Annotated in this window: 13 protein-coding genes; 9 read left to right on the forward strand and 4 right to left on the reverse strand. The window is 63.4% G+C overall.

Annotation, left to right across the window (positions count from 1 at the left end; genetic code table 11):
- Position 1 precedes the first annotated feature (1 nt).
- Together hemH and hrcA are read right to left on the reverse strand one after the other, a co-directional pair.
- Positions 2–1,099: a ferrochelatase gene (hemH, locus tag AC6H0N_RS06500; RefSeq protein ID WP_497573284.1), complete on the reverse strand. Its 1,098-nt coding sequence runs from the start codon at positions 1,097–1,099 to the stop codon at positions 2–4.
- A gap of 50 nt (positions 1,100–1,149) precedes the next feature.
- Positions 1,150–2,184, reverse strand: coding sequence for a heat-inducible transcriptional repressor HrcA (hrcA, locus tag AC6H0N_RS06505; RefSeq protein WP_497573285.1), 1,035 nt, complete (start codon positions 2,182–2,184; stop codon positions 1,150–1,152).
- A 97-nt stretch (positions 2,185–2,281) separates the two neighbouring features.
- Here hrcA and AC6H0N_RS06510 point away from each other — a divergent pair, with 97 nt between their 5' ends.
- A complete protein-coding gene (locus tag AC6H0N_RS06510) occupies positions 2,282–3,175 on the forward strand; it encodes an NAD(+) kinase (RefSeq protein WP_497573286.1) in 894 nt (297 codons plus the stop codon).
- A complete protein-coding gene (recN, locus tag AC6H0N_RS06515) occupies positions 3,169–4,848 on the forward strand; it encodes a DNA repair protein RecN (protein ID WP_497573287.1) in 1,680 nt (559 codons plus the stop codon). The genes AC6H0N_RS06510 and recN overlap by 7 nt, the downstream gene beginning before the upstream one ends.
- Positions 4,849–4,854: 6 nt before the next feature.
- Here the strand turns inward: recN and fur are convergent, their stop codons facing one another.
- Entirely contained in the window at positions 4,855–5,292 is a 438-nt protein-coding gene (gene fur, locus AC6H0N_RS06520) for a ferric iron uptake transcriptional regulator (RefSeq protein ID WP_497573288.1), read from the reverse strand.
- Between the two features lie 161 nt (positions 5,293–5,453).
- Here fur and AC6H0N_RS06525 point away from each other — a divergent pair, with 161 nt between their 5' ends.
- The 6 genes from AC6H0N_RS06525 (at position 5,454) to AC6H0N_RS06550 (ending at position 12,226) form a co-directional block, all read left to right on the forward strand.
- Positions 5,454–5,840 carry an outer membrane protein assembly factor BamE gene (locus tag AC6H0N_RS06525; protein ID WP_497573289.1) on the forward strand — a complete coding sequence of 129 codons (387 nt, stop codon included), beginning with the start codon at positions 5,454–5,456 and terminating at the stop codon, positions 5,838–5,840.
- A 39-nt stretch (positions 5,841–5,879) separates the two neighbouring features.
- Complete coding sequence (gene dapB / locus AC6H0N_RS06530) at positions 5,880–6,686, forward strand: 4-hydroxy-tetrahydrodipicolinate reductase (protein WP_497573290.1); 807 nt, start codon at positions 5,880–5,882, stop codon at positions 6,684–6,686.
- 164 nt (positions 6,687–6,850) lie between these two features.
- Positions 6,851–7,993: a glutamine-hydrolyzing carbamoyl-phosphate synthase small subunit gene (carA, locus tag AC6H0N_RS06535; protein WP_497573291.1), complete on the forward strand. Its 1,143-nt coding sequence runs from the start codon at positions 6,851–6,853 to the stop codon at positions 7,991–7,993.
- Positions 7,994–8,047: 54 nt separating this feature from the next.
- Complete coding sequence (gene carB, locus AC6H0N_RS06540) at positions 8,048–11,278, forward strand: carbamoyl-phosphate synthase large subunit (protein ID WP_497573292.1); 3,231 nt, start codon at positions 8,048–8,050, stop codon at positions 11,276–11,278.
- Positions 11,275–11,751, forward strand: a complete 477-nt coding sequence (gene greA, locus AC6H0N_RS06545) for a transcription elongation factor GreA (protein ID WP_497573293.1) — start codon at positions 11,275–11,277, stop codon at positions 11,749–11,751. The genes carB and greA overlap by 4 nt, the downstream gene beginning before the upstream one ends.
- Positions 11,723–12,226: a DUF4149 domain-containing protein gene (locus AC6H0N_RS06550; protein WP_497573294.1), complete on the forward strand. Its 504-nt coding sequence runs from the start codon at positions 11,723–11,725 to the stop codon at positions 12,224–12,226. Before greA ends, AC6H0N_RS06550 begins: the two co-directional genes overlap by 29 nt.
- Before the next feature lie 5 nt (positions 12,227–12,231).
- Here the strand turns inward: AC6H0N_RS06550 and AC6H0N_RS06555 are convergent, their stop codons facing one another.
- A complete protein-coding gene (locus AC6H0N_RS06555; RefSeq protein WP_497573295.1) occupies positions 12,232–12,678 on the reverse strand; it encodes a YhbY family RNA-binding protein in 447 nt (148 codons plus the stop codon).
- Between the two features lie 38 nt (positions 12,679–12,716).
- Between AC6H0N_RS06555 and rlmE the strand changes: the two genes are divergently transcribed.
- A complete protein-coding gene (rlmE, locus tag AC6H0N_RS06560) occupies positions 12,717–13,343 on the forward strand; it encodes a 23S rRNA (uridine(2552)-2'-O)-methyltransferase RlmE (protein WP_497573296.1) in 627 nt (208 codons plus the stop codon).
- Positions 13,344–13,362: the final 19 nt, after the last annotated feature.

The raw sequence follows: 13,362 nt of genomic DNA on the forward strand, positions 1-13,362 counted from the left end.
CTCAACGGGCGGCGCCGAGATCCTTCGCGCGCAGCACTGCCAATTCCTGTTCCTGCGCGCTCGGAGGCGCGATATCCAGCCAGTTGCCGAGGTGCGATTCGGCCACATTGCCGAGTGCGGCAATCCAGTCCGGTCGCTCGTTCAGGCAGGGGATGTAGTGAAATTCGCTGCCGCCTGCCTCGAGAAAGGCCTCGCGGCACTCCATGGCGATTTCCTCAAGCGTCTCCAGGCAGTCGGACACGAAGCCGGGGCAGATCACGTCAGCGCGTTTGAGGCCTTCACGGGCCAGCTTCTGCAGGGTCGGTTCCGTGTAGGGCTGAAGCCACTCGGCCTTGCCGAAGCGCGACTGGAAGGTGATCTGCCAGCGCTCGCGCGGCAGTTCCAGCGCTTCGGCGAGCAGGCGGGCCGTCTTGTGGCACTCGCAGTGATACGGGTCGCCCAGGTCGAGTGAGCGGCGCGGGATGCCGTGAAAGCTCATTACCAGTTTGTCTGGCTGGCCGTTGGCCTGCCAGTGCTCACGCACGCTGGCAGCGAGTGCGGCGATGTAGCCGGGGTGGTCCTGGAAACTGCGCACGATGCGGATTTCGGGCTGGTTGCGCCAGTGGGTGATGCAGCGGGCGACTTCATCCATGACGCTGGCGGTGGTGCTGGCGGCGTACTGCGGATACAGCGGCAGCACGACAATGCGCGTACAGCCTGCGGCGCGCATGCGGTTCATTGCAGCCGGGATGGACGGCTCGCCGTAGCGCATGGCCCAATCAACCACGATCTGGCCGTGGCCGTTGTGCAGCAGTTGTCCGGCGAGCAGCTTGGCCTGCTTCTCGGTATGGAACTTGAGCGGCGAACCTTCATTGGTCCACACCGTGGCGTACTTGGCGGCCGACTTCTTCGGGCGCAAGGTCAGGATGATGCCATTGAGGATCGGCCACCATACGAGGCGTGGGATCTCGACCACACGCGGATCGGACAGAAACTGCTTCAGGTATTTGCGCAGTGCCGGCGCGGTCGGCGCCTCCGGCGTGCCGAGGTTGGCGATCAGGACGCCGGTTTTCGGCACCGTGCCGTGGGTGTAGGCGGGTTCGGTCCAGTAGCGGGCCATGCGATGGAATCCTTGCGGTGCGTGGGAGGCGGGTGAGAGCGTGGCGGCGCTCAGTCGTTGCTGTGCGAGAGGGCGTTCGAGAGCAGGCGGGCGGTGATATCGACGATCGGGATCACGCGGTCGTAGGCCATGCGCGTGGGGCCGATGACGCCGACCGAGCCGACCACCTTGCCGTCGACTTCGTAGCCGGCGGTGATGACGCTGCAGCCGTCGAGCTCTTCCATGCCGGATTCGTTGCCGATGAAGATCTGAACGCCGTTGGCGCGGTTGGACAGGTCGAGCAGCTGGATCAGCCCGGTCTTGCGCTCGAAGAGCTTGAACAGCTCGCGAATGCGGCCCATGTTCGACGACAGGTCTTCGACATCGAGCAGGTTGGTTTCGCCGGACAGCACGTAGCTGTCCGGCGAGTCGGCCAGATCGCCGCTGGCTTCAACGGTGGCGCTCATCAGCTCGGAGATGTCGCTGCGCAGTTGCTGCAGTTCGCCTTGCAGGCGATTGCGCATCTCTTCGAAGGCCTGGCCGGCGTAGTGTGCGGTGAGATAGTTGCCGGCTTCGGTCAGCTCCCCTGGCGTGTAGCTGCGCTTGGTGTGCAGGATGCGGTTCTGCACGTCGCCGGCGGTGGTGACGATGATCAGCAGGATGCGTGCGTCCGAAATGCGCACGAATTCGATCTGGCGGATGCGCACGGTTTCGTGGCGCGGGCTGACCACCACGCCGGCGAAATGTGTGAGGCTGGACAGCAGATGCGAGGCCGAGCTGATCAGGCGTTGCGGCTGATCCGGCAGCAAGTGGCCGCGCAATTCCATGATGCGCGCGCGCTCCATGGGCTGCACCGTGAGCAGCGAGTCAACAAAGAAGCGGTAGCCACGCGAGGTCGGCATGCGGCCGGCCGAGGTGTGCGGGCTGGTGATGAAGCCCATTTCCTCAAGGTCGCTCATGACGTTGCGCACTGTGGCTGGCGACAGCTCGAGCCCGGAGTGTTTGGACAGCGTGCGCGATCCGACCGGTTGGCCTTCCTCGATATAGCGTTCGATCAGCGTCTTGAGCAGGATCTGTGCGCGAGCGTCGAGCGTGGGTTGGGTCATGTCGCCTTCGTGGTGTCGTTCAGCATGCATTATTCAGGACGCAGTAGAGCCCTGTCGAGATCGCCGGGCGCCTCAGCGATTGTGGTTTAATCCGCGCATGAAAAATGCCTTCCGCACGGTCGCGCTCGTCGGCAAGTACCAGGACCCCGGCGTCGAGGATGCGATCCTTGAGCTTGCCACGTTTCTTACCGCACGCGGCCTGTCCGTGTGGATCGAGGAGGGGACGGCCAGTTCCATCGGTAGCCTGTGCCCCGGTTGCGAGGCGCACGACTACGCGGCCATTGGCCGCTCGTGCGACTTGGTGGTGGTGCTCGGCGGCGACGGTACCATGCTGCACGCGGCGCGAACCCTGGGCCACAGCGGTGTGCCGCTGGTCGGTGTCAATCGCGGGCGGCTCGGCTTCCTGACCGACATCAGCCGGGACGAGGCCGTGCGGCATCTGGGCAACATTCTCGAAGGGCGCTACCAGGAAGAGCAGCGTTTCATGCTTGATGCGGCAGTGACGCGCGATGGCACGGTGATGAAACGCATGTCGGCCTTCAACGACGTGGTGTTGAACAAGGGCGAGTCGGGGCGGCTGATCGAGTTCAACGTCAGCGTGGACGGAGAGTACGTCTACACCCAGCGCTCCGACGGCATGATCGTGTCTACCCCGACCGGCTCGACGGCTTATTCGCTGTCGGCCAACGGCCCGATTCTTCATCCCACAGTGCATTGCATCGCCCTGGTGCCGCTTGCGCCGCACGCGCTGACAGCACGGCCGGTGACACTGCCGGATACCTGCCGTATTGAAATCGAACTGCTGGGCCCGCACGACGGCGGGATCTTCTTTGACGGTCACGAGCGCTTCGATGCCTGTCCCGGCGACCGCTTGAGCATCGCGCGGGCGCCCGGCACCATTCGCCTGCTGCACCCCGAGAGTTACAGCTACTTTGCCATGTTGCGCGAGAAGCTCCACTGGAGCGCTGCGCCGAGCACGCCCCCATGCTGAGACGCCTGACCATCCGCGATTTTGTCATTGTCGACCGGCTTGAACTCGAGTTCGAATCGGGCTTCGGCACACTCACCGGCGAGACTGGCGCCGGCAAGTCCATTCTGCTCGACGCGCTGGGTCTCGCGCTCGGCGACCGCGGCGACGGCTCTACGGTGCGCACAGGCCAGGACAAGGCCGATATCGTTGCCGAGTTCGATCTGCCCACGGATAGCCCGTTGATGCAGTGGCTGGCGGACAGCGATCTGCCGACGGACGACGACATGATCCTGCTGCGCCGGGTTGTCGACGCTGGCGGCCGCTCGCGGGGCTGGATCAACGGTGTGCCGGTCACGCTCACGCAATTGCGTGAAGCCGGCGAGTGGCTGGCCGATATTCATGGCCAGCATGCCCATCACGCCTTGCTGCGCGGCGACGCACAGCGCGCGCTGCTCGATTCCCATGCCGGCGCGGGAGCGCTCGCGGCAGAGGTCGCGGAACTGCATCGCGCCTGGCAGCGCATCGCTCGTCAGCGTGAGGCCGCTGACAGCGACGCCGCCGCAACACAGCGTCAGCGCGAACTGCTGGTGTGGCAGATCGAAGAGCTGGAGAAAATCGATTTCCGGCCGGAGGAGTGGGTCGAGCTCAATACTGAGCAGCGCCGCCTCGGTCACGCCGCGGGCCTGATCGAGGGCAGCGCAGAAGCGCTCGGCGCGATTGCAGACGGTGAAGTTTCGATCAGTTCCATGCTCGGCCATGTTGCTGCGCGCATCGAAGGCATGACGGAACTCGACGCCGAACTCGCAGAGGTGCGGGATCTGGTCGCTGGTGCGTTGATCCAGGTCGATGAGGCCGCGCATGGTCTGCGGCGCTATCAGGAAAAGCTCGATCTCGACCCGGCGCGCTTGCACGAGGTCGAAGCGCGCATTGCCGCCATTACCGACATCGCGCGCAAGCATCGCGTGCAGCCTGAGGCGCTGCCCGACGTGCTGGCGGAGTGGAAGCAGGAGCTGACCCAGCTCGAAGAGCGGGCCGATCCGGCCCGTCTGGCCGCAGCCGAGGCTGAGGCGCGTAAAAGCTGGGAGGCTGTGGCCCGCAAGCTGTCGGCACAGCGCAAGCCGACGGCTGAGCGCCTGTCGCGTGAGGTCAGTGAGGCGATGCAGACCATGGCGATGGCCGGCGGCAGTTTCGAGGTGGCCTTGTTGCCGCGCGAGCAGGGCGGATCGCATGGGTTGGAGGACGTTGAATTCCGCGTGGCGGCAAACCCCAATCAGCCTTTGCGGCCGTTGGCCAAAGTCGCGTCGGGCGGCGAATTGTCGCGTATCGGGCTGGCCATCCAGGTCATGACCAGTCGCGACGCGGCCGTGCCGACACTAATCTTCGACGAGGTTGATGTGGGTATTGGCGGCGCGGTTGCCGAGCGCGTCGGGCAGTTGCTGCAGCGTCTTGGGTCGGATCGTCAGGTGCTGTGCGTGACCCACTTGCCGCAGGTGGCGGCTTGCGCCGATTGGCAGTGGAACATCGCCAAGGTGCAGGCGGATGGCGAGGTGTTGAGTGCGGTGACGCCGCTGGATCGAGGTGGGCGTGTGGAAGAGATTGCGCGCATGCTCGGCGGTCTGGAGATCACCGACAAGACACTCGGTCACGCCGACGAGATGCTGGCGCGCGCGAACGGGCGTTCGCGCGCTGCGTGACGCCGTTCAGCTGCTTTTTTCGTCGTTCGGGCAGTTCTTGCGCAGACAGTTGGCGTACAGATAGAGCGCGTGCTCCTTGACCTCAAAACCGCGCTCATGGGCCACTCGCTCTTGGCGTTTCTCGATTTCAGCGTCGAAGAATTCCTCGACTGCGCCACACTGCAGGCAGACCAGATGGTCGTGGTGACCGCCCTCATTGAGTTCGAACACCGCCTTGCCAGCTTCGAAATAGTGGCGCTCCAGCAGGCCGGCCTGCTCGAACTGAGTCAGCACGCGATATACCGTCGCCAGGCCGATATCCATGCCGTCGGAAATGAGCAGGCGATAGACGTCTTCGGCGGTCAGGTGGCGTGTTTCGGTGTGCTGGAAGAGGTCCAGAATGCGCAGGCGCGGGTAGGTGGCCTTCAGACCGATGTTTTTCAGGTTCTGGGAATTGTCTGACATGGATTCCTGCCTCTCGTTATTGTTATCAAGCCGCATCATCACGGCGTGCGACCATCACAGGCGCATGGCGACTCAGCGCGGGCTTGCGGCCTATGATATATTTTTTGCCCTGTGAAGAGAATGACGCGCCGGCGCGTCTCCGAAACCGCTAAAGGCGATTCATGCGCTCGATTACCGTTCCCGTGTTGTTTCTTGCCGGTGCACTGCTTGTGTCCGGGTGCAGCGCCTATCGCATCGACGTGCGCCAGGGCAATTATGTTGACCAGGAAATGGTCGCCCAGTTGCGCAAGGGCATGACGCGCGATCAAGTGCGTTTCGCCCTGGGTTCCCCGTTGGTGGTCGACATGTTCCGTGAGAACCGCTGGGACTACGTCTACCGTTTCACGGAAGGCTGGGATGAGCCGCAGACGCGCAGGCTCAGCCTGTTTTTCGTCGACGACAAGCTCAACAGCGTCGAAGGCGACGTCATGGCCGACGATGGCTCGGCGCAAGAGACGCCGACCCAGCGCAACCGTGTAGTCGAAGTGCCTTCCTCCCGCAGCCGCTGATCGGCTGCGACAGACTCCCGAATTTCTGAGGTTTCAAGCATGACGCAACGCCGCATTGCTATCGCGGGGGCGTCCGGACGCATGGGCCGGATGCTGGTCGAGGCCACCTTGAACGATCCGCAGGCCGAGCTGGTTGCGGCATTCGATCATCGAGATTCAGCCTTCATCGGTCGTGATGCAGGTGAATTTCTGGGTACTCCTTGCGGCGTGAAGATCACCGACGACGCGCGCGCGGCGATTGCCGCCGCTGATTGCGTCATCGACTTCACGCGCCCTGAAGGCACGCTGGAACACCTCGCCCTGGCGCGGGAGCTGGGCACGGCGGTGGTGATCGGTACCACCGGTTTTTCCGCGGACGCAAAGCGGGTCATCGCCGAAGCGGGTGAGCACATCCCGGTCGTGTTCGCGCCGAACATGGCGGTGGGCGTCAATGCAGTATTTCGCCTGCTGGAAGTGGCGGCGCAGATTCTTGACTCCGGATACGACATCGAAGTCACCGAGGCGCACCACCGGCACAAGATCGACGCGCCGTCGGGCACGGCCCTGCGCATGGGTGAAATCGTCGCGCGTGAGCTGGGGCGCGATCTGGATGATTGCGCGATCTACGGTCGTGAGGGCGTCACCGGTGAGCGCAAGAACGAGACCATCGGTTTTTCGACGATTCGTGGCGGCGACGTCGTGGGTGACCACACGGTGCTGTTTGCCGGCCTTGGCGAGCGCATCGAGATCACCCACAAATCCGGCAGCCGTATGCCGTATGCGCTTGGCTCCTTGCGCGCGGCGCATTTTCTGGCTGGACATGAGCGCGGCGTTTTCGACATGCAGGACGTGCTCGGTTTGCGTTGATCGCAGGCCGCGGGGAGGGCTTTGGCGTTTGCGTGGAATGCCCGCGAACGCTATAATTCGGCGAATTCGACAGCGGGATCGGCCTAGACAGGCTTGTCCCGTTTTTTTCACGTATGGAGGTGGCGTCCGCTGCCTCCTGTCATCGCCTGAATCAGGAGTTTTACGTGGCTGTGTTTCCGTCCGCTGTACTGGCTCTCGCCGACGGTACGGTCTTTCATGGCAAGGGAATCGGTGCCGTTGGCACCACTGTTGGCGAGGTGGTGTTCAACACCTCGATGACGGGCTATCAGGAAATCCTGACGGATCCCAGTTATTGCCGACAGATCGTCACGCTGACCTACCCACATATCGGTAATACCGGTGTCAACGCAGAGGATGCCGAAGCTTATCGCGTCCATGCAGCAGGTCTGGTCATTCGCGACCTGCCGTTGCTGACGTCGAACTTCCGTTCCGAACAGACGCTCGATGCCTATCTCAGGGCCGAGAACATCGTTGCCATTGCCGACATCGACACCCGCAAGCTGACCCGCGTGCTGCGCGAGAAAGGCGCGCAGGGCGGTTGCATCGTCACCGCTGCGGCGGGGCAGACGCCTGATGTCGAGGCGGCGCTGGCGGCGGCACGCGGCTTTTCCGGTCTTTCCGGCATGGATCTGGCGAAGGTCGTGTCTGCCAGTGAGATCGTGGAATGGACCGAAGGTGAATGGGTGCTGGGCGAAGGCTATACGCAGCCCGCCAATCCGCGCTTTCACGTGGTTGCCTACGATTACGGCGTCAAGCACAACATCCTGCGCATGCTGACCAGCCGTGGCTGCCGCCTTACGGTTGTGCCGGCGCAGACGCCGGCTGCCGATGTGCTGGCGATGAAGCCGGACGGCGTGTTCCTGTCCAACGGTCCGGGCGACCCGGAGCCGTGCGATTACGCGATTGCGGCAATCCGCGAAATCGTCGCCGCCAAGGTGCCGACCTTTGGCATCTGTCTGGGACACCAGTTGCTGGCATTGGCTTCCGGTGCGAAGACGCTGAAGATGAAGTTCGGCCATCACGGCGCCAACCACCCGGTGAAGGATATCGAGACGGGGCAGGTGCTGATCACCAGCCAGAACCACGGTTTCGCGGTCGACCCGACCAGCATGCCGGCCAACCTGAAGGTTACGCACTCGTCCTTGTTCGATGGTTCGAACCAGGGCATTGCGCGTACCGACGCGCCGGCTTTCTCGTTCCAGGGGCACCCTGAGGCGAGCCCGGGGCCGCATGACGTGTCGTACCTGTTCGACCGCTTCGTGAAGATGCTCGAAGCCGGAAAGTAAGAAATTCGGTGGCAGCCGCGGCTGCCACTTTTTTGGTAATACCGAGGTCAGCTGATGCCCAAGCGCACAGACATTCAAAGCATTCTCATCATCGGCGCAGGCCCCATCGTGATCGGCCAGGCGTGCGAGTTCGATTACTCCGGTGCGCAGGCCTGCAAGGCGCTGCGTGAAGAGGGTTACAGGGTCATTCTGGTCAACTCCAACCCGGCCACGATCATGACCGATCCGGGTACGGCTGATGTGACCTACATTGAGCCGATTACCTGGCAGGTCGTCGAGCGCATCATCGCCAAAGAGCGCCCCAATGCGGTGCTACCGACCATGGGTGGTCAGACCGCGCTGAACTGCGCGCTCGATCTGGCCAAGCATGGCGTGCTCGAGAAATACGGTTGCGAACTCATCGGTGCGTCGCGTGACGCCATCGACAAGGCTGAAGACCGCCTCAAGTTCAAGGACGCGATGACCAAGATCGGTCTCGGTTCAGCGCGTTCCGGAATTGCACACAGCTTCGAGGAAGCGCAGCAGGTGCAAGGCGGCATCGGCTTCCCGGTGATCATCCGCCCGAGCTTCACGCTCGGCGGCACCGGCGGCGGCATCGCCTACAACATGGAAGAGTTCGAGGAGATCTGCAAACGCGGTCTCGAGGCGAGCCCGACCAACGAACTGCTGATCGAAGAGTCGCTGCTGGGCTGGAAAGAGTTCGAGATGGAAGTCGTGCGCGACCGCGCCGACAACTGCATCATCGTGTGCTCCATCGAGAACCTCGACCCGATGGGCGTGCATACCGGAGACTCCATCACCGTTGCGCCGGCGCAGACGCTGACCGACAAGGAATACCAGATCCTGCGTAACGCCTCGATTGCGGTGCTGCGCGAGATCGGCGTGGATACCGGCGGCTCCAACGTGCAGTTCGCGATCAACCCGAAAGACGGTCGCATGATCGTCATCGAGATGAACCCGCGTGTCTCGCGCTCCTCCGCACTGGCCTCCAAGGCCACCGGCTTCCCGATCGCCAAAGTGGCAGCCAAACTGGCTGTTGGCTACACGCTCGACGAGCTGAAGAACGACATCACCGGCGGCGCGACCCCGGCCGCGTTCGAGCCGTCGATCGATTACGTCGTCACCAAGATCCCGCGTTTCGCCTTCGAGAAATTCCCGCAGGCCAACGACCGCCTGACCACGCAGATGAAGTCGGTCGGCGAAGTCATGGCCATGGGTCGCAGCTTCCAGGAATCATTCCAGAAGGCGCTGCGCGGCCTCGAAGTCGGCGTGTATGGCCTGGATGAAGTCGAGACCGATCGTGAAGACCTCGAGCACGAGTTGATCTATCCGGGCGCCCAGCGCATCTGGTACGTCGGCCAGGCTTTCCGTGAGGGCTACACGCTGGAGCAGGTGTTCAACCTGACCAAGATCGATCCGTGGTTCCTGGCGCAGATCGAAGACATCGTCGCGACCGAGAAGACCCTTTCGGGGCGCTCGCTCAAGGCATTTGGCGCGGAAGACCTGCGCGGCCTCAAGCGCAAGGGCTTTTCCGACCGCCGTCTGGCCAAGTTGCTGGGGTCGGACGAGACCGCCGTGCGCCTGCACCGCCACGCGCTGGGCGTACGCCCGGTGTACAAGCGTGTCGATACCTGCGCGGCCGAGTTCTCCACCTCCACCGCCTACATGTATTCGACCTACGAGGACGAGTGCGAGGCCATGCCCACCAAGAACCGCAAGATCATGGTCCTTGGTGGCGGCCCGAACCGTATCGGTCAGGGCATCGAGTTCGACTACTGCTGCGTGCATGCTGCGCTCGCGCTGCGCGACGATGGTTACGAAACCATCATGGTCAACTGCAACCCGGAAACCGTTTCGACCGACTACGACACGTCCGACCGTCTGTACTTCGAGCCGATCACGCTGGAAGACATCCTCGAGATCGTGCACATCGAACAGCCCGAGGGCGTCATCGTGCAGTTTGGCGGGCAGACCCCGCTCAAGCGCGCACGTGCCCTTGAAGCCAACGGCGTACCGATCATCGGTACCAGCCCGGACATGATCGACGCTGCGGAAGACCGTGAGCGCTTCCAGAAGCTGCTGCAGGACCTCGGCCTGCGCCAGCCGCCGAACCGCACCGCTCGCACGCCGGAAGATGCCGTGCGTCTGGCGGCCGAGATCGGCTATCCGCTGGTCGTGCGTCCGAGCTATGTGCTGGGTGGTCGTGCCATGGAGATCGTGCACGAACAGCGCGACCTCGAGCGCTACATGCGCGAGGCGGTGAAGGTTTCGAACGAATCGCCGGTGCTGCTGGACCGCTTCCTCAACGACGCGACCGAAGTCGACGTTGATGCGTTGTCCGACGGCGAGCAGGTCATGATCGGCGGCATCATGGAGCACATCGAGCAGGCTGGCGTGCACTCCGGAGACTCCGCATGTTCGTTGCCGCCCTACACTTTGTCGGCTGAGCTGCAGGACGAGCTGCGCCGCCAGACCGAAGCCATGGCCAAGGGGCTCAACGTCGTCGGCCTGATGAACGTGCAGTTCGCGATTCAGGGCGAAGGCGACAATGCCAAGGTGTTCGTGCTTGAAGTGAACCCGCGCGCCTCGCGCACCGTGCCGTTCGTCTCCAAGGCCTGCAGCCTGCCGCTGGCCAAGATCGCTGCGCGTTGCATGGCCGGCCAGAGCCTTGCCAGTCAGGGCGTGCTCGGCGAGATCGTGCCAGAGTACTACTCGGTCAAGGAAGCCGTCTTCCCGTTCGTGAAATTCCCCGGTGTGGATACCATTCTCGGCCCCGAGATGAAATCCACCGGCGAAGTCATGGGCGTAGGCCGGACGTTTGCCGAAGCCTTCGTCAAATCCCAGCTCGGCGCCGGCGTGCGTCTGCCCGAAGAAGGGCAGGTGTTCATCAGCGTCAAGCCGACCGACCGTCCGGCAGCCGTCGAAGTCGCCCGTACGCTGCATGAGATCGGTTTTGGCCTGATCGCCACGCGTGGTACCGCTGGTGCGCTGACCGAAGCCGGCCTGCCGGTGAAGATCATCAACAAGGTCACCGAAGGCCGTCCGCACATTGTCGACCTGATCAAGAACAACGAGATCAGCCTGGTCATCAATACCGTGGAAGAGCGTCGTCAGGCCATCGTCGATTCGCGCTCGATCCGTACCAGCTCGCTGGCGGCCAAGGTGACGGTGTTCACGACCATCGAGGGCGCCCGCGCGGCTTCCATCGGCATGCGGGACAACGCTGCGGATGTCGCTGTGTACAGCCTGCAGGAACTCCACGCTGAGCTGGGAGGCGGAAAATGAGCAAGACTCCGCTGACCGTGCGTGGCGCCGAGCTGCTGCGCGACGAATTGCATCGCATGAAGACCGTTGAACGGCCCAGCGTGATCGCCGCGATCGCCGAGGCGCGATCGCACGGCGACTTGTCTGAAAACGCCGAGTACGACGCGGCCAAAGAGCGTCAGGGTTTCGTCGAAGGGCGCATCAAGGAGCTGGAGTCCAAGCTTGCCAACGCGCAGATCATTGATCCGGCCACGCTGGATGCCGATGGTCGCTGCGTGTTCGGTGCGACCGTTGATCTCGAGGATCTGGAAGCGGGTGACGAAGTGACCTACCAGATTGTCGGCGACGACGAGGCGGACGTGAAGGGCGGCAAGATTTCCGTCAGCTCGCCGATCGCCCGCGCGCTCATCGGCAAGTACGCCGGTGATGTAGCCGACGTTCAGGCACCGGGTGGCGTGCGTTCGTATGAAATCATCGACGTCCGCTACCTCTGAGCCGTCGCTCGGCGCCGTCGCCCGTGCGCTTGCCGCGCGCCAGCTCGACAACCTGCTGCTGGCACTGGTGGTGTTCTGGGCGGGAGCCTTGTGGACGGTCGGCTTTGTCGTTGCGCCGGTGCTGTTCGAACTGATTCCAGAGCGCGCGCTGGCCGGCAGTATTGCAGGCCGTTTGTTCCAGAGCACCTGGTTGATTTCGTATGTCGTGGGCGGCTGCGTGCTGGCTCACGCACTGCTACGTGGCGCGATGCGTTCGGCCGTGTTCTGGATTACCGCGGTGATGATCGTGCTGGCGCTGATCAGCGCCTTCGGCATTCAGCCTCAGATCGCCGACCTACGCGCCGTGATGGGTGCCGACGAAGCGCTGCGTGCGCGCTTCGGCATGTGGCATGGTGTATCGAGCATGCTCTACGCCGTGCAGAGCATGCTCGCGGTGGTGCTGGTCGTGAAGTTCGCGCGGAGCTTGCCGCGCTGAACCGCTCAGCCAGGCTTGCGCGGGCTGCGGCGGGTGGACAGACGCTTCTTTTCGGCAGCGGCCTGTACCAGGGCAGTGCGGCGGGCCGTGGCAGCAAACGCGCGAGCGGACTTGGCGACAGACGGCCGCTTGCTGCCGCGCGGTTGAGCCTTGGAGGGGGCGCCCTTGGTCGCGGACTCTTCACGGCGCCGACGCCAGATCACGAGCATGTTGCCGATATGTTGTACCGGTGCGGCCTCAAGTTGCGCACAAAGCTCAAGCATGAGGGCGTCACGGGCTTCGCGCTCGACGCCCTGGACCTTGACCTTGATCAGTTCGTGCGCCTGCAACGAACGGTCGATCTCGCCGGCTACGGCGGGGGTGAGGCCGTTGCCGGCGATGGTCACGACAGGGTTCAGGTGGTGCGCTGCCGCACGGAATTCGCGGCGCTGCGCGGGGGTGAGCTCGTTCATCTTTTTTCTCAAACAGTCAAGGGCGGAATTCTACTCCGATGAAGCGCACCAGGACCAGCAAAGCCTGGATGATGGAACATGTTACGGACCCCTGGGTGCAGCGCGCCAAGGCCGAAGGCTATCGCTCGCGCGCAGCTTTCAAGCTGATTGAGATCGACGAACGCGACCGGCTGCTCAAGCCGGGCGCGGTGGTGGTCGATCTGGGCGCAGCGCCCGGTTCGTGGTGTCAGGCGGTGGTCAAGAAGGTCGGCCCCAAGGGGCGCGTGTTTGCGCTCGACCTGCTCGAGATGGAGTCGGTTGCGGGGGTTGAGTTCCTGCAGGGCGATTTCACCGAAGATGATGTGCTTAACGCGCTCGAAGAGCTGCTTGACGGTCAGCCGGTGGATGTCGTGCTGTCGGACATGGCGCCGAACATGTCCGGCATCGAGCTCGTCGATCAGGCACGCTGCATTCATCTGGCCGAACTGGCGCTGGATTTCTGCGAGCAGCATCTGAAGCCGGGTGGCTCCTTTCTGGTCAAGGTGTTCCAGGGACAGGGCTTCATGGAATTCCGCCAGGCCGCACAGACACGCTTCAAATCCTTCCAGACACGCAAGCCCAAGGCTTCACGCGACCGTAGCGCCGAGGTCTATCTGCTCGGCACGGGTTTTCTCGGCGGGCGCTGAAGCGCCCTCATTGACGGTT

Source organism: Pseudazoarcus sp. NS34, from assembly GCF_059703725.1.

Bases quoted from the DNA above. Each gene is read 5' to 3' on its own strand.
- dapB (WP_497573290.1), top strand. From the start codon at position 5,880: ATGACGCAACGCCGCATTGCTATCGCGGGGGCGTCCGGACGCATGGGC.
- fur (WP_497573288.1), bottom strand. From the start codon at position 5,292: ATGTCAGACAATTCCCAGAACCTGAAAAACATCGGTCTGAAGGCCACC.
- hrcA (WP_497573285.1), bottom strand. From the start codon at position 2,184: ATGACCCAACCCACGCTCGACGCTCGCGCACAGATCCTGCTCAAGACG.
- hemH (WP_497573284.1), bottom strand. From the start codon at position 1,099: ATGGCCCGCTACTGGACCGAACCCGCCTACACCCACGGCACGGTGCCG.
- greA (WP_497573293.1), top strand. From the start codon at position 11,275: ATGAGCAAGACTCCGCTGACCGTGCGTGGCGCCGAGCTGCTGCGCGAC.
- AC6H0N_RS06550 (WP_497573294.1), top strand. From the start codon at position 11,723: ATGAAATCATCGACGTCCGCTACCTCTGAGCCGTCGCTCGGCGCCGTC.
- AC6H0N_RS06510 (WP_497573286.1), top strand. From the start codon at position 2,282: ATGAAAAATGCCTTCCGCACGGTCGCGCTCGTCGGCAAGTACCAGGAC.
- carB (WP_497573292.1), top strand. From the start codon at position 8,048: ATGCCCAAGCGCACAGACATTCAAAGCATTCTCATCATCGGCGCAGGC.
- AC6H0N_RS06555 (WP_497573295.1), bottom strand. From the start codon at position 12,678: ATGAACGAGCTCACCCCCGCGCAGCGCCGCGAATTCCGTGCGGCAGCG.
- rlmE (WP_497573296.1), top strand. From the start codon at position 12,717: ATGAAGCGCACCAGGACCAGCAAAGCCTGGATGATGGAACATGTTACG.
- AC6H0N_RS06525 (WP_497573289.1), top strand. From the start codon at position 5,454: ATGCGCTCGATTACCGTTCCCGTGTTGTTTCTTGCCGGTGCACTGCTT.
- recN (WP_497573287.1), top strand. From the start codon at position 3,169: ATGCTGAGACGCCTGACCATCCGCGATTTTGTCATTGTCGACCGGCTT.